Here is a 16,854-nt window from a genome sequence, read left to right as displayed (position 1 = left end):
ATTATGGTAGAATAGTCAACGCATTTTCCATAGCGTAACTTGAGAGTCTAAAAGGACTGTTATTAACTTACAGAAAACCAAGCTTGCCTGAAATCACTTAATTGATTATAATCATAGGTTTTAAGGCAGTAAAATGACAGCTTTTTTTCCTTTGGTTATTTTTTTAATCTTATACCTTGGAAGTGGTGTCTATTTTTTCTTTATTGGAATTGATAATCCGCTTCGCCAAGTTTCACCGGTAATTTGCCTACTACCGGCGCTATTTTTTGCTGTTGCATGCAGTGCAGGTAAAATTCAACGTCACATCGATGCTGTCATCGAGGGTATGGGCGATAAAAACACCCTTACTATGTGTTTAATTTTTCTATTTTCTGGAGCATTTTCTGTGGTGACTCAATCAATTGGTAGTGCAGATACTGTTGCTGATTTAATTCTCAATTTCCTTCCAGCAAGATTACTACTGCCTGGAGTATTTTTGGCTTCCGCTTTTATATCAACTGCAATTGGTACGTCTATGGGAGTTGTTGTATTAATGGTACCAATAGCTGTTAACTTAGCAAAAAGTGGGGCTTTTGGTCTTGAAATAGGAACTGCAACTGTAGTTGGAGGTGCCGTATTTGGTGATAATCTTTCAATGATATCTGACACTACTATTGCATCTGTTTCTTCACAGGGGGCCACGATAAAGGATAAACTTAAAGTGAATTCTAAAGTAGCATTTGTTGCCAGCATTATAACGCTTATTTATCTGGCAATTATGGCAGATAGTACAAAAATTATTCCTACATCAAATTTAGATTATTTATCAGTAATAAAGATTATTCCTTATATTTCTTTAATAATCATGGGGTTATTTGAAGTTACTACTTTAGTAACAATAACTATAAATATAATTGTTGCTAGTGTATTAGGGATGATTTTTTTTGACTATACTATCATTCAACTCTCTCATGACATATATGACGGTTTCAAAAAAGTAAACGAGATAGTGATATTTGCTCTATTTATTGGCGGATTGAGTCATATAATGTACAAGCAGGGTCAAAAGGCATTACACAAACTTATCGATGAAAGCAATATCACAAAAACTAAAGCTGAATTTGTAATAGCGGGCATAGCATCTATGTTTACTGTTTTAGTTGCTAATAATACCATTGCTATTTTATTAAGTGGCGATATTGCAAAAAGGCTCGCGCAAAAGCATAATATTCCGTCATACCGTAGTGCATACTTGTTAGACATTTTTGCTTGCGTTACAAAAGGCATTTTGCCTTATGGTTCCCAGCTGCTGCTAGCAGGTAGCATTGCTTCTGTCTCACCTATTTCTTTGTTAACACAAGTTTATTACTGCTTTATTTTAGCAGCAGTTACAGTAGGTGAAATAATCATCAATGGCAGACGTTGCGCGGCTACAACTTAATGTACGAAGATTTCTCTTCATATTACATTTTTGTGCCCATAAGAAATGAGTTGCCATTTTCATCAGCTACTTGAATAATAGATATATTCACAAAATTGTTCCATTTTTCTCAATAGGTTTTGGTTTTCTTTTTCCCTTATTAGCAGAGCATAAAACTTAGCTTTTTAATAAATCTCATTTTAACTCCAATACACTAACTATGAAACAATCTATATTTCCATCAAAAACGGAATTTATATTGCCAACTTCATGTCCAGTCCTTAAATCCTTCACCATTTGATACGGATGCATAACATACGATCTGATCTGACTGCCCCAACCTATATCGCATTTCTTGCCATATTCTTCGGCCATTTTCTGTTCTTTTTTTTCCAATTCAATTTGATATAAACGTCCTTTAAGTAGTTTAAGTGCTTCATCTTTATTTTTATGTTGAGAACGACCATTTTGGCATTGAACTACAACGCCTGTTGGAATATGTGTAATACGTACCGCACTTTCAGTCTTATTTACATGCTGACCACCGGCTCCAGAAGCACGGTAAGTGTCGATCTTTAAATCCTTTTCATCCACAACAATATTTATTGAATCTTCAATTACTGGAGTTACTCCTACACTTGCAAAACTGGTATGACGTTTACCATTTGCATCAAATGGTGATATTCTAACCAATCTATGAACTCCACTTTCGCTTTTTGCCCACCCGTAAGCTTTTTCTCCGATAATCTTTATTGTTGTAGATTTTATACCAACCGAATCACCATCTAATTTTTCTACAACTTCAACTTTAAAATTGTGATAAATTTCTGCCCATCTTGTATACATGCGCATGAGCATCTCAGCCCAATCATTGCTCTCTGTTCCACCAGCTCCTGAGTGGATTTCTAAAAAGCAGTTATTATTATCTGCTTCACCAGTAAATAAGGATTCTGTCTCTTTAAGTTTGATTAATTTCTCTAGCTTGGCTAATTCATTTTCAACTTCAGAAAAAAATTCTTCATCATTCTCATCAATAGCAGATTTCATCAAGCTGATAGCATCGTTGTAATCGCTTTCTAATTTTGAAAACGATTCTATTTCATGCTTAATTTTAGAGCGTTCTTTTAAAATTTCTTGTGCTTTTTGATTGTCTTGCCACAGATTATCATTCGATGCTTGAGAATCCAGCTCTTCAAGACGCAACTTCGATCTTTCTATGTCAAAGACACCTCCTGATAAGAGAAATACTTTTATTTAAGCCTTGAAAGTATTCAAGGATTTCTGGATGGGTTTTCATTATACTTTAGACTTTAATATATTTATTATCACTAACAATAACAGCAAACAAAATAGAAATTTAACCATATAATAGTTAATTCAAAATAATTTTATTATACTTGAATGTTCAATAAAATCAAGTGTGTATATTTATTAAAAAAATAAGGTAAAGTAATGAATATTAAAACAAGTTCTCATTATGGTTTAGACAAAAAGGCTATTGATGATTTAATAGAGTCTCTCGATAATCAAGAATTAGAAAATGTTCGTAATATTGTAAAAACGATAGATAGCGTTCAGTTAGCTTATTTTTTATCTACTTCGATCAGTGATCACAGGGAGAAATTAGTTAATATCCTCGATCAACGTCTGTTAAGTGATGCCTTAGTACATGTAGTACCAGATTTACAATTAGAGGTCATAGAAATATTGGGAATAGAAAATACAGCAAAGTTACTAATGCTTCTTGATATAGAAGACATAGTAGCCATAGTGAAAGATTTAGATAGAAAGTCTATAGAAAACATACTTAACTATTTACCCAATGCAACTCAAAAATTAGTAGAGGAATTGTTATCATACCCAGAAGAAAGTGCAGGAAGGTTGATACATAAAAATATGGTTATAGCTCCATATTATTGGACGATAAATCAGCTAATGGAATTCTTGCGTAATTATAAAAAAATACCGGAAACATTTTACCAAATCTTCATCATTAACTCGAAATTAGAACCTATAGGTAGTTTCAACTTAAATAAGGTAATATCTCACTCAGGAGAAACAATAATAAAAGAGATAATGAGTCAAGATATAAAAATAATTAAAACTGGAATGGACCAAGAAGAAGTAGCAAGAATATTTAAGGATTACTCTCTATTATCAGCCCCAGTAGTAAATAAGAATGGTAAAATTATCGGTGTAATCCTTATTGAAGATGTAATCAAAATTGTTCAGCAAGAAGCAGAAGAGGATGTACTTAAAATAAGCGGTGTATCTTCTAAATCTGATATAAATGCTCCTATACATAAAACTATAATTAAAAGGCTACCTTGGTTATTATTTAACCTCTTAGCTGCAACAATGTGTTCTATAGTAGTTGGCTTTTTCGATAACGTAATAGAAAGTTTTATAGTACTACCAATTATTATGCCAATAATTGCATCAATGAGCGGAAATGCAGGATCCCAAACAGTAACACTAACTATCCGGGCAATTGCAACAAAATATCTAACTGAGCAAAATGCAAAAAGAATACTGATGAAAGAATTTTTAATAGGTCTTATAAATGGAGTGATTTTATCTACAATTTCGCTCGTAGTATTAGCAATAAGGTTCCATAGTTTAAAAGTAGAGATCATTTTCGTAGTTTCTATGATTGCAATGTCGATCATTGCAACATTTATCGGCACTTTTATTCCTATAATGCTTCATCGTTTAAGATCCGATCCTGCTGTTTCGTCTTCAATCTTAACATCAGCAACAACTGATATTCTCTCAGCTCTTATATTTTTTGGTCTAGCCACGATCTTTTTATTGAATAGCTGAATCTTGCTATATAAAAATTGCTTTACAAGCTTTAATTGCCACGTTATCATTACTCACAGGTGCATTGAAGAAGAAAAATAACAGTCGATAAAGAAATAAAAGTACATGAAACTGAGCTGCTTTAGTTTTAAAATACAAACTAAAATAAAATACTCAAACATGTAAAAGAGTTCTTGCTCTGCTAGATCTTTTTAGCTATAATACAGTTTAATGTAATGAATACATGGAATGTGAGTTAGATGCATTGTATTATATACATCATTCGGAAAGCAATCCTGACTTTTTTAAGCAAGTATTTAATTTAGTAAGAAATCAAAAGAAAGACACACTGCTACTCAGCAATCAAAGTTACCTAGGGTTACCGTGAGGTTTCTACAGTAAATTTGTAGAGCAGTTTAGTACAACTGTATAAGAATCAAATTAATTAGATATTAAAACCAATCTTCAGAAAAGAGATTTACGGTAAAATAATCAAGTATGAATATTAAAATATAGGGGGTTTTATGTTAGGTAAAGGAAATACAGGAGAACAAGTAGCAGATGATCGAATGGATTATGTAGATGATGAGTCAACAATAGGAGCAAAAGGAGGTCTTGATCATGAAGATAGATTATCTAGTGGAGAACTTCAGTGTGGACCAAGTCAAGAGAGTCTTGGAGTAACAAGATCTTCATCTATAAGCAGCGGTAGTGTATGGTATAGCGCATCGAATGATACAGCCAATGTTATAAGTCTTACAGATAATGAAGTAGTGGAAAAAGCAACTTTTTTTGTTAAGACTTTTGTTAAAGAATTCGAGGAAAAATTATCTAAATATTTTGAGGAGGCAGAACCAGATTCAAATATACAAAAAATAAGCAAAGCTTCAGCCAGCTTTAATTCTATTTTGAATAATACTATTCCAGCAAGTCCACTAAAATTATTTAGTGTTAAAGTTAATGAGAGTATCAATCATTGTGTTACAGGAAAACGGCATAAGAAAGGAGCGAAAAATATTTTTACAATAACTACACCTTGCTACAAAGCTGAAATGAGAGAGATTTTAGTAAAAGCTGGCTTAGAAATTTTTCACAGGTTTGAGGAACCATTCATAAAAGTTGTAGATATCAATCCCTCTTTTTATCATAGGAGAGTTAAGAAGTTAGTAATAGATGCTGTACATAGAACAATGAATTACCTTTTAACTTCTGAGGAACAAGACTTTTCTGTTGATCTTATAACACAAGGTGTTGTTCTAGGTAAGTCAAAAAAGAAAGGATATTTTACGCGTCCTGGATATGAAATAAAAGATGAGCAAAGTAGTGAAAGTTTATTAACCTCAGAATTGTATGAATGGGTAGGAATAAAGAAAAAAGAAGAAGATGAAACTGTTAATTATTATCAATATAATTCTGAGGAACATAATCTAGAGGAATATAGCTGTGCTGAAAAATACGGCTATCGGCTTCCCTTTGAATGGGAGTTAAGAAAGTGGGAGGAGATAAAACAAAAGTATGTATTCAGTGAAGCACCCACAGAAAGATATGTGCATATTTTAAATGATGAAAAAAAAGAAAAATTAGCTCGTTTTATATTAAAGAAGATTAATGAACAAGATCCTGTGAAAAGGAAAGATATAGAAGATGTAAAAGAACATCTTAGAAAACAAGATGAAGATAGGCGTCAATTTTCCTATAGTTTTGGCAAGATACCAGAAAATTTCATTGAAAGAAAAGAGGTGGTAAAAAATTTGAACCTAAGGTTACACAGTAGTAGTCAAGAAATAAAAATGTCACGAGTAGTCTTAATTAGTGGGAAGTCTGGAATAGGGAAAAGCGAACTTGCTAGAGGCTATGGGTTTAGTGAAAGGCGTAAGGGTACTTGGGCAAGGATTATGTGGATAGATGCCTCGTCATATAACAAGCTTTCAAATTCATTTCTTAGGTTGGCTGAAAGATTAGGAATTTCTATAAAAAGTGAGCAAAGGAGAGAGAGAAACATTAAATCTATTGTCGAGGATGTATATGAGTATCTTCAAGACACAAAAAGTTTGTTTGTTTTCGATAATGCTATTAGTTATAAGGAGATTGAAAATTTTTTGCCATCAAGCTTTCCTGTTTTTTCTAATAGAGAAAAACCTTACGTTTTAATTACTTCTTCTAACAAGGATGGGAAAAAAGAAATAGAAGATATAGAAGAAATAAAGTTGGGTAATTTTAAAAAAGGAGAAGCCGAGGAATTTATTCGAAAAACCTTAGGGGAAGATGAATCACAAGATAAATTTATATCAGAGTTAATAGAAGAACTTAATTATTTTCCATTAGATTTGAAAGTAGCAATATCATGCATTAAATCAAAAGGGCTTAGTATTAGAGAATATCTGGAGGAATATAGAGTAGCTCAGCAATCAAAAACTGATTTTTTGGAGACACAAGTTGTTAATAAAAAATCTTTTAAAGCTTTGAAGGTTAACATTGATAAAATAAAAGAAGAAAAAAATGTTGGACAGCAAGCATATGTTATTTTAGTATTCATGGCTTACCTGGACCCTAATCAAATTAATACAAAAGAAATTTTTTTCAAGGGGGAATCAAAAGAAAATCAACAAAGGGTTTTGAATGCACTTGATCTACTTAATCAGTTCTCATTGATTGGATTAGAGAAAGGGATAGCAAAAATTCATCAAGAAGTACAAAAAATGATAAGGTTAGAGCAAAGAAAAGAAAAAAGAGAAGAAGAATTTTTAAGAAAAATAATGACATCATTGATGGATAATAACTGTAAAAATGTAAGCCATATCATATCCATTTGGAATTATGCAAGTGAATATAAAAAGTTAGTTAATGAATTTATTGAATCTGATTATTATGGAATGAATATCTTAGAACCTGTTCATAATCTTTTAAGGAGTAAAACAGCAAAAGCTAGAACAACCATTTGTAAGCTAGTGTTGAGCTTTCGCTCGCAGTTTTTCCACAAACGCCTACACTTTTCCAACCAAGCAAAAGAACGTTCAACGACCCATCTCTTTGGCAATACAACAAAGGTATGTAATTCACTGCGTTTTATTACCTCAACAGTTGCACCAATAGTTGCTTTTATCTGAGCTGCAAAATTTTCTCCTGTATACCCAGCATCAACCAGTATATTTTTAACTTCAGAGAGATTTTCTTGTGCTCTTTTAACCATTCTCACAGCACTACTACGATCGGTTATTTCTGCCGTTGTCACATAAATTGCGTGCGGCAAACCTTGTGTATCTACTGCAATATGACGCTTTATTCCTGAGATTTTTTTACCAGCATCATAGCCCTTCTCTTTGGCAGTATCTGCATTCTTTACACTCTGTGCATCAATTATGCAAAAGCTGGTTTTTTCTTTCCGACCATTGTTTTGTCGGACCACGCGAACTATTTTTTTTTAACACACGCTCTAGAATGCTTTCTTTAGCTGTATCTGGCTTTTCACTCCATTTTTTGAAATAATCGTAACAATTGCGCCATTTTGGAAATTCTGTTGGTAACATTCTCCACTGGCAACCGCTTTTTAAGACGTACAATACTCCACAAAATACCTCATACAAATCAAGTTTTCTTGGTTTTGTTTTTTTCCTGCAAGACTCTAGATCTTTTACAATAATCTCAAATTTTTTCCGACTTATGTCGCTTGGGTATGAGCTTCTCATATCCTTCACTATCTATATTATCCTCTTATTTTATTTCTTTTTTGAGATCATGTACAGGCTCTTACATTTTCTGGCCATAGATGATAGTGAAGAAGTTATTAAGCTTATATTCGAGAATGTAGATCTAAGTAAATTAAGTAAAATTGTTAATATCGGTGATAAAGATGGATCTACTCCTTTAGAATATGCTGTTATATATGGTCACTTAGCGTTAGTTAAATACTTTATAGGAAAAGGGGCTAATTTTAAGGTAAGTGATGACCCGAGCCTTACCCTTTTAGACTGTGCTGCTCTCCATAATCGACTAGAAATAGTTAGGTATTTTATTGATAACGAACATTTTCAGTTTGATAGTACTGTTTTATACTATGCTATTGAAAATAATTGCTTAGAGGTCGTTAGATACTTTATAGAGGAAGAAGAGATTTGTATAAATTCAAAGGACGGAGAAGGTAAAGGTTATTTGCACTATGCTGTTGAACATAATTCCTTAGAGATTTTTGAGTACCTTCTAGCGTACGGGGCTACAGTAGATTTACAGGATGAGAATGGTATAACTCCTTTGCATTTTGCTGCTAAAAATGGTAGATTAAGCATGCTTAAATCCCTTATAGAGAAAAAAGCTGTAATAGAGGTACTGAACAAAGATAATATGACTCCTTTGCATTTTGCTGCTATATATGGTTACCTAGGAATTGTTCACTACCTTGTAGTTTATGGAGCTGGTATAAATCTACAGGATAAGAATGGTATGACTCCTTTGCATTTTGCTGCTATGTATGGTTACCTAGGAATTGTTCGCTATCTTGTAGAGCATGGAGCTGATATAAATTTACAGAATGAAGATCATATGACTCCTTTGCACCTTGCTGATATATATGGTCACTCAAGCACTGTTCGCTACCTTGTAATGAATAACGTTAATACGAATCTAGAGGATATTAGTAATAATATTTCTCAGAACTACGATGTTAAGTTTTATTGCTACGACAGCGCTAGGTGCCTTTTTTCTTTAGAACAAGGAGCTAATGTGAAACTTGAACTCAATGATGATTTGTACCATTATACTACCAATTATTACCCAAGTAGTATTTGTTGCTATCAACCTCAATCTACTGTGTGCTCAGCTCCATACTTAAAAATGCAATCACATGAAAGACACCTAAAAGCATTTGATGAATACACTACTAAAAAAAGAAAATTAGAAAATATAAGTGAAGCATTGCAATTTGAAGATAAAAGCACGGTTAACTTAACTCATAGGTCACCTATATCTTCATTTAACAGCGTCTCTGTACAACCTGCAAACAAGGACTTAAGACTATAATTTTACAGTAAGCTATTTAATTTTATGAGGGGAATTTCAAAAAAACAGAGAAATAAAGTAATAAATTGATATAAATTCGCGTAGAACAAGTGGTAGACCATACGATCTCAAAATAAAATCTTCTTACAATAGCTGGTTTTGGGTTCTGGAAATGGCTGTGTCGTTTAGGTTTTTAGTGATGTGTGAGATTAAGTGGGTATTAATTTATTTAAAAGTAGAAAGAGTACATTAAAGTAAAAAAATAGAAGTATTTTTGCAAGCACTGGCTTTAGTTTAAAAAATACAAACTAAACTAAAATGCTAAAACATGAAAAAAGTTCTTGCTCTGCTAGATTTCTTTAGCTACAGTGGAGTTTAACATAATAAATACACGAGGTATTGAGTCAGATGCATTGTATTATGTACATCATTCAGAAAGCAATCTTGACTTTTTTAAGAATATATCTAGTTTAGTCAGAAATCAAAAGAAAAGCACACTGTTACTCAGCAATCAAAGTTACTTAGGATTACCGTAAGGTTTCTACAGCAAATTGATTTGGTACAGCTGCATAAGAATCAAATGTTGAAACCAATCTTGAGAAAAGAGGTTTACGACAAAACAATTCAAATATGAACATTAAAATTATAGGGGGCTTTATGTTAGGTAAAGAAAATACAGGAGAACAAGTAGCAGATAATCAATCTAGGTTAATAAGAATGCAAAAAGAAGACGCACCGCTATCTAGTAATCAGCAAATATTACAGCTGCCGGAAGGTTTTACAATAGGGAAAGCAATTGGAGGAGGGGATTGTTTCTTTCACGCAGTTGCACAAGGACTTAAGCAATTAAAACCTGAAATGAACTTTACTGTGAAGTCTTTGAGGGAAGTTTGTAGGAAGCAAGCTTTAAGTAGTCAAGAAATGAAAAAAAAGATTATAGCAGATGCTAGAAACCGTGGAGATTCTAAAGTAGTACTTCCAGAGCCTGGTATTGATAATGATGAATTATGGAAAACTTATTTGATTTATATAGAATACAGTATTGAAGATATAGAAAAAATGCAGAGGGATAATAAGGACGTGTTTTCATCATTAACTGGTTTAAAGTATGGAAGTACGTTGCAGATTCCTATATGGGGTAGGCCTGAAATTGAGGGAAGAATGATTTGTAATGAATATAATGAATATAATGTTAAGCTGCATGTTATTGAAGATCTTTCCATGTCAGGGTGTCTTATTGATGGGTTAGCATCCAAACCTGTGAGTACAGATTATAATGACAAAGATACTATACATATAATAAATAAAGGAGGTGCGCATTTTGAACCAATCTTGAGGAAGCAAATATTACCTCATTCTGACCTAACTCAAATTCAGAGTATGTTGAAAGAACTGTCCTTGGAGCAAATATATGAAGAACTTATTGATACTATAGAGGACTGTAGTCTTTTAGAAATGGAAAAGCTTGAAAAGCTAAAAGTTTTTTTTAGAGCACATCCAAGGTTGGATGTTAATTTTCAGGTTAATCAACGTGGTGATACACTGTTACATATTGCTGTTCGTAATGACGAGTTAGAAATTATCAGGTTTCTATTGAGAAAAAAAGCTAACGCTAATGTTTTAAACATGGAGGGTAAGACTTCCATAGACATCGCTAGAAGTAATAACAGGAAGGGCATTGCTAAGATACTGCAACCACTTGTTTCGTATAAAAGAATTGATGTTCCAGGAGATGGTAGTTGCCTATTTTGGTCTGCTGCTTTAGCTTATTTAACTCCTGTAAAATTTGACAATAATGAATTCTGCAAGAGATTTTACAAATTATTTGGAGACGGCCATGATGTACAAATAATCCAAAGGCTAATCCAAGGTGATGTAGATATTTATCAAAATGACATGCTAAGGCGGTTAGTAGAGAAAGTATTTCGTGAAAGAGTTGTTAAAAAAATGCGTTCATTTCAAGAGGAATTGAAAGATGAGATCAGTATGACAGACTTTTTTGAGAGTAAAAATGAAAATTATATAACAAATGGTAGCTTTAAAGCAAAATTTCTTTCTGATTTTGGCTCTGAAATTGAAGTTGAGCAGCAGTATGGAATCAAGTCTAGTAAACTCCAGCCCAGCCACTTCAATAGTAAAGCAATAGATGACATTTGTATTGAACTTGAGAAGATAAATAACCCTAAAAAGGTTCAGAAATTTCAATTTGAAGCATATTTAGAATGTATGAGGAGTCCTAAAGCTTGGGGTGGTACATATGAGATAAAAGCAATGTCCCAGCTATTAGAAACTGCAATAACACTGTGTAAGGAAAATTCATTTGAAACTCATGGTGAACAGAGAAAATGTCATAATAAAATACGCTTGTCTTACGAGAATAGGAATCATTGTCAATTTTACAAAACAGAATATTCAAATTTAGTAAATTTTGTTCAGAGCTTTGTACAGTCATTTGAAATGAAGCTTATTATATATTCTACATTTAGAGAGATGATAAGAAGGGAAAAAGAAGTGCTTCCACAAGAAATAGCTAACAAAGATTTTGTACGAAGCATCTTTGGATTTCCAGTATGTGTAGGTGTCAGGACAATAAGTGGCGAGAGAGCATATAGGAGCAGAAGTTTTTCTTGTCTATCAGATTTAATAGAAACATTTGACAGTTGTAAGCTGATTTTTAGGAAAGTGTTAGTAGATGCTGGGTGTGATATTTTTCAAAGCTTTGAAGCACAACTTGAGAAAATTGGTTTTGATCAAGTTTCAAATGTGGTAGAGGATATTATGGATAAGATAATTCAATATTACATTCAAAAAGAATATGATAGGAGTGCAGATGGTGCAAGCATGGTTGAGGCTCTTGTTCTAGATAAATATTCACAGAAAATACATGGTAAAGTGGTGCAGTATGGAAAGAGAAATTATAACATCATAGATCTATGTGAAAATATTGGAATTGTAACAGAAAAAGAAGCCTCTCTTACCTATTATGAAAAAAGAGATAAATCTAGTCATACCAAAATCCATTACTGACCGAACAAATAAGAAACATTACAAACTCGTTTAATAGTAGTACTGGAAATATTGACAATAAAATTACACAAAACATCTTCAAGTAAACCTATGGTATCGTAGATACTATTGCGTAAAGTATTGTATTTGATATATTGCCACAACCTTTCAACAGGATTCAGTTCCGGTGAATAAGGAGGCAAGTATATGATGGTAATGTTTTCCTGAATTTTCAAACTTTTTGATCTATGCCAACTTGCACAATCCATTACAAGAAAGGCTTCTTTCGTGCCTAAATCTTTCGACATCTGCTCCAGAAATATATTCATACAATCAGTGTTTACATATGGAGCAAGTAGGCTAATTTTCTTACCACTTCTTGGATTTACCGCACTGTAGATATAGAAATTTTGTCTACCAATTTTCATTTTAACCTGTGTTCTGACCCCTTTTTTAAACCATCCGTGTCCGATTTTTGAATGAGTTCCAAATCGTGATTCATCAAAAAAATACCTCCTTTTCAGGGTGGGAATTGACTATTTTATTGAAGTATTTTTTAAACTCTTCTTGCTTGTTTTTATCTTGTTTATGGTGAATTGGCCTCGGTGTTATGTAAGAAAACTTCATCCTTTGTATCTCACGGTGCACTGTTGATTTGCTAATGTTTAGGCCAAATTCCTCTGAGATTTTTATTTGCACTTCCTTAATAGTAATATTTGGATTTCTTTCTACCCATATTTCAATTTGCTCACGTTGATTTTTGTTTAATTTGCTTTTTCTTCGCCGCTGAGACGGGGAAAATAATCTTTCTACTCTACCAAATTTTAGATGCTTTATCCATTCAGTCAAAGCAGTCCTTGAAATTTTACATATTCTTGCCACAGCGCTTATACTACTTTCTTTTCCTGCTATCACCGCTTGTAACTTTTTTGAAACATATGCGTTATTTCTGACCTTTTTTAACATTTCTTTCGCCAAATTTACAACTTTTTCGTCTAATAGTTTTGACCTTAATGCCATTTATACCTCTCTATTTTATCTACTTTAGTATCACTTCTTTCCCATTATTGTCTATCTGTTCTTTATATAGTGGGAATTGGTATCAGTATGGTTATCGTCGTCTTTTTATATACGAGAAGTTAAGAAAAGTGTATGATGAAGCAAAAACTACAAGTGCAGAATTTGAGGATTACGTATATACTTTAGATCAGCAAAACTTTGCAAACACTGTGGGAGAGGTGTTCTCTATTGTTAATGAAGAGATTCAAATACCAAGTAGAGAAAAATGGAATAATCTTTTAGGACAGGTTAGATCACATATTGAGAAAGAAGCAAAGTCTTTATTTAAGGAAAGCATGCTTTTTTATAAAAGAAGAAAAACAAGCCTACTCTGTCGTCAAAAATCCTTAATCACAGCAGAAAGTAAGCTCAGTAGGGAGCGAGATACGGCAAGAAGCATAATGAGGCTAAAAAAAGCTGAAAAAAGTTTTGAGTATGTGTCTTTAGTGGAAAGCAATCTAATAAAGTTACAAGATTTAGATTATTATTCCGAGCTAGAAAAAATATTTAAAAGCCGTGCTGAAGAAATTTTTCAAGAGTATAAGAAATCCTTTGAATTAGAGCATACTGACACAAAAGAGACTGAGGAATTTCCACTTAGTATAAAGGGAGTTAATCAATCTTTCTTTTCTATCAAAAAATTTAAGTCTAAATTTAAGAAACAGAAGCTTAAAGATGTATGTGCCACAGTAGATAACTTTACAGGAAGGCAGGAGCAAGTAAAAAAGATATGTCAAGAATTGCAAAAGATAGAAGGGACAGTGGTAGTAATAACTGGCAAACATGGCATGGGTAAAACTCAACTGGCTAGAAAGTGTGCTGAAAAAAGTAAAGAAAGTTATAGCCATATCTATGAGACAGAAGACAGCAACATGTTGTCTATAGAGAGGCGTTTTTCTTCTTTAACTCAAAGGAAGTTAGGTATGTGTATAGAAGAAACCAAATCACTAATAGGAAGTAAGAGATGTCTCATTATTTGTCATAATGCTAGAAGAGAAGACGTGGAAGAGATTATAAAGGTAGAGGATCGAGTAGGTTTTGATTTTTTATTCACTTCTCTTGATCAGCCTTGTAAAGGCGTAGTAGAAGTAGCTTTGGGCACTTTTGAAGAAGACCAAGCTGTACAACTTACTAAAAGAATTTTAGGAATAGTAGATAAATTACAAGACGAACAAATAAAAGTATTTGTAAAAAAGCTCGAAGGTTTTCCATTAGCCATAAGGCTGGCAGCAGCTTATATTAGAAATAGTAAGTTAAGTAATTTAGAAGAAGTATTTGGAATTTATGAATATTTAAAAAAATATGAAGATTTTGATCGGATAATTCCAAAAAACAACAAGCAGAGCAAATATGATAGGGTTGTATCAATAACGACGAGCATTTCCATGAAAGTAATGGAAGAGAAAAATGAAGGAGTACCTTTTAGGTGTTTGAGAGTTATGGCTCATTTGGGTAACAGCTACATTAACCCAGATATGTTTTCAGTTTTGGTTGAACTAGAATCTACTTTCAAATTGATGGAAAATTATTCTCTGCTTGATATAGAAATGATAGGCGAAAAAAAAATGTATGTTATGCATAAATCGATAAAAGAAGCCATACGTTCGCAAATCGCTGAAGATCAAAAGGAGGATATACTGCTAACTGCTGTAGAAATATTTGAAGATGAATTTAGCAATTTGTTGGAAGAAACTGATACTTTGCATCTTATCGCCTTAGTTGATCACCTTGGAAACTATAACACTTTTAGAGAAGAAGAGCCTTTTATGATTAGATCTATCACGCGTTTACATTTAGAGGGCGAGTATAAGGAAGTTGTCGGGCTTTCAACAAGAATACTGCCGGTTATTGCATCTTCAACGGAAAATTCTTTAAAAATTAGATATTTACGTGCCCTTGCGTTAGTTGCATTAGAAGATTGCTCAGGGTTAAAAGAGCTTTTTAAACTCAGAGAAAGCAGCTACAGGAGTTATTTTGAGCAAATGCTCCTAGATCATTTTATAGTTATTACTTACACCATAGAAGAGAAGTATGATTGTGCATTAGATTATTTACGAAGTTGTGCTTCTCTACTTTCTATAAGTGATAGCTTATCAAGTAGATTGGCGACTCTATCAATTGATTTGGCTAGAATATTTGTAATGAAGGGAGAATATCTATGTGCATTTACGGTATTGTACTACGTTGAACACTTTAAGGTAGAATTTAATTCTACAGAAAAAGATGCTTTCTATCAAGATTTTTTTAAAAATCATGACCTATTGTATTTTTCATATCTTAAATACACCCGGACCTTAGCGGAATTTTATAGCATTCAAGATGAAAAATACTTCTATCTTACAACGACATCATCACATATTAACTTACATAAATTGAATTCGTCGATTTTACAAGAGAGTTTGCTCGATATTCTAAAATACCAAAAACAAAGTCAATTTCTACTTAGAAGTCCTTTTATTGAAAAGATGAGAAGTATAAAAGACAAAAAAAATCTATTAGATGAAGTGTTAACGGAGTTCAACGACTTGATTAGCTCAGGTGAGTTGTATGAAAGCAATCATATAGGTTTTTATAAAAATCTTATACAATTATCTGTTGGGTATAACTATCTTGGAAAAAAAGAGGCATCACAAGAGCTTCAAAACTGGCAAGAGTTACAGGAGAAAAGAATAGGGTTAAATCATCTTAGCACTACACAAGAAATGTCTATTGAAAGTGAAAGAAAAAAATATTTAGAAAAGGAAATAGAGAAAAAATTATTTTTTCCACAACCCGAAGTAGTTGATTTTGCTGTTGGTAATACTTTTAATGCTATTCTGAACATTCTCAGGTATGAAGATATTGTAAATCTTCATGGTAGAAATAGTATAAACCTTTTACACTATACTGGTGTCACTGCTAGCTCAGATATTATTGAATACCTTACAGATAAATGGGCTAATGTGAATCGAAAATTCAGTGGTCTCTTAAATATTGTTCCTAGCCTTTTAGAGCGAGAAGATTGCATAAATCTACAAGATAGTCGTGGTAGGGGTTTTCTGCACTATGCTGTTATTGCTGGTCACCTAAATATTGTTAAATACTTTGTAGAAAAAGGAGCTAATGTAAATCTACAGGATAGAAATGGTATTAGTCCTCTACACTACGCTTTTATCGCTAGTCGCTTAGATATTATTGAATACCTTTTAGAGCGAGGGGCTACTATGAATCTAGAATATAAAGATCTTTTGCTTTATTGTATTGCTATTCATAGCCAAAAAGCGCAATCAATTATGTCCTCAGGCCCTTGTTCTTCAGACTTAAAAGTGCAATCACATAAGAAACGACATAAGACAACTATACATTTAGATAAGTCTAAGAAAAGGAGATTAGAGAATACAAGTGCAACATCTCAGGAAAATACGCCTAATATACAACTGCTTCAAGGTAACATACCAGACATATCAATGCAATTTGAAGATCTTAATCATAGAATGCAAGGTGACATTTGTAATAAGTTAGAGAAAAAAGTTAATAATCAATTGGAAAATAGTGATTCACAGAAGTTAGTTGACAATAGGTATTGGTGCATACAATAAAATGAAGAAGCATAAGTA

Annotated in this window: 8 protein-coding genes and 1 pseudogene; 6 read left to right on the top strand and 3 right to left on the bottom strand. The window is 32.8% G+C overall.

Annotation, left to right across the window (positions count from 1 at the left end; translation table 11 throughout):
- The first annotated feature begins 133 nt into the window (after positions 1-133).
- Positions 134-1,420, top strand: coding sequence for a Na+/H+ antiporter NhaC family protein (locus ABWU24_RS01810; RefSeq protein WP_353274353.1), 1,287 nt, complete (start codon positions 134-136; stop codon positions 1,418-1,420).
- 174 nt (positions 1,421-1,594) lie between these two features.
- Here the strand turns inward: ABWU24_RS01810 and prfB are convergent.
- Positions 1,595-2,696, bottom strand: a protein-coding gene (gene prfB / locus ABWU24_RS01805) for a peptide chain release factor 2 (RefSeq protein ID WP_333782284.1) whose coding sequence is annotated in 2 segments (ribosomal slippage) — positions 1,595-2,629 and positions 2,631-2,696 — 1,101 coding nt in all. Because the reading frame shifts where the segments join, the coding sequence is not laid out codon by codon here.
- Positions 2,697-2,851: 155 nt separating this feature from the next.
- Between prfB and mgtE the strand changes: the two genes are divergently transcribed.
- A complete protein-coding gene (gene mgtE / locus ABWU24_RS01800) occupies positions 2,852-4,222 on the top strand; it encodes a magnesium transporter (protein ID WP_015588496.1) in 1,371 nt (456 codons plus the stop codon).
- Positions 4,223-4,725: 503 nt separating this feature from the next.
- Positions 4,726-6,549: pseudogene (locus ABWU24_RS01795) on the top strand (NB-ARC domain-containing protein); the annotation flags it as partial.
- A gap of 545 nt (positions 6,550-7,094) precedes the next feature.
- On the opposite strand, the gene ABWU24_RS01790 reads toward ABWU24_RS01795, so the two are convergent.
- Positions 7,095-7,887 (bottom strand): IS5 family transposase gene (locus tag ABWU24_RS01790; RefSeq protein ID WP_353274778.1). Its coding sequence is split into 2 segments (ribosomal slippage): positions 7,095-7,622 and positions 7,624-7,887, totalling 792 coding nucleotides; the frame shifts between segments, so codons are not numbered across the junction.
- A 49-nt stretch (positions 7,888-7,936) separates the two neighbouring features.
- Between ABWU24_RS01790 and ABWU24_RS01785 the strand changes: the two genes are divergently transcribed.
- Entirely contained in the window at positions 7,937-9,214 is a 1,278-nt protein-coding gene (locus tag ABWU24_RS01785) for an ankyrin repeat domain-containing protein (protein WP_353274351.1), read from the top strand.
- Between the two features lie 636 nt (positions 9,215-9,850).
- Entirely contained in the window at positions 9,851-12,220 is a 2,370-nt protein-coding gene (locus tag ABWU24_RS01780) for an ankyrin repeat domain-containing protein (protein ID WP_353274349.1), read from the top strand.
- On the opposite strand, the gene ABWU24_RS01775 is transcribed toward ABWU24_RS01780, so the two are convergent.
- A protein-coding gene (locus ABWU24_RS01775; RefSeq protein ID WP_353274215.1) for an IS630 family transposase occupies positions 12,214-13,219 on the bottom strand; the annotation gives its coding sequence in 2 pieces (ribosomal slippage) (positions 12,214-12,708 and positions 12,710-13,219; 1,005 coding nt in all). The two genes, ABWU24_RS01780 and ABWU24_RS01775, sit on opposite strands and share 7 nt — an antisense overlap.
- Here ABWU24_RS01775 and ABWU24_RS01770 point away from each other — a divergent pair.
- The gene (locus tag ABWU24_RS01770; RefSeq protein WP_353274347.1) at positions 13,213-16,836 is read left to right on the top strand and encodes an ankyrin repeat domain-containing protein; all 3,624 of its coding nucleotides are present in this window, start codon (positions 13,213-13,215) and stop codon (positions 16,834-16,836) included. The two genes, ABWU24_RS01775 and ABWU24_RS01770, sit on opposite strands and share 7 nt — an antisense overlap.
- The last annotated feature ends 18 nt before the right edge of the window (positions 16,837-16,854 follow it).

Origin of the sequence: Wolbachia endosymbiont (group B) of Hofmannophila pseudospretella (assembly GCF_964028515.1) — a bacterium.
In the GTDB taxonomy this organism is placed as follows: Bacteria; Pseudomonadota; Alphaproteobacteria; order Rickettsiales; family Anaplasmataceae; genus Wolbachia.
This window is presented reverse-complemented; position numbering and strand designations above follow the sequence as displayed.

Bases quoted from the DNA above. Each gene is read 5' to 3' on its own strand.
- ABWU24_RS01780 (WP_353274349.1), top strand. From the start codon at position 9,851: ATGTTAGGTAAAGAAAATACAGGAGAACAAGTAGCAGATAATCAATCT.
- mgtE (WP_015588496.1), top strand. From the start codon at position 2,852: ATGAATATTAAAACAAGTTCTCATTATGGTTTAGACAAAAAGGCTATT.
- ABWU24_RS01810 (WP_353274353.1), top strand. From the start codon at position 134: ATGACAGCTTTTTTTCCTTTGGTTATTTTTTTAATCTTATACCTTGGA.
- ABWU24_RS01785 (WP_353274351.1), top strand. From the start codon at position 7,937: ATGTACAGGCTCTTACATTTTCTGGCCATAGATGATAGTGAAGAAGTT.
- ABWU24_RS01770 (WP_353274347.1), top strand. From the start codon at position 13,213: ATGCCATTTATACCTCTCTATTTTATCTACTTTAGTATCACTTCTTTC.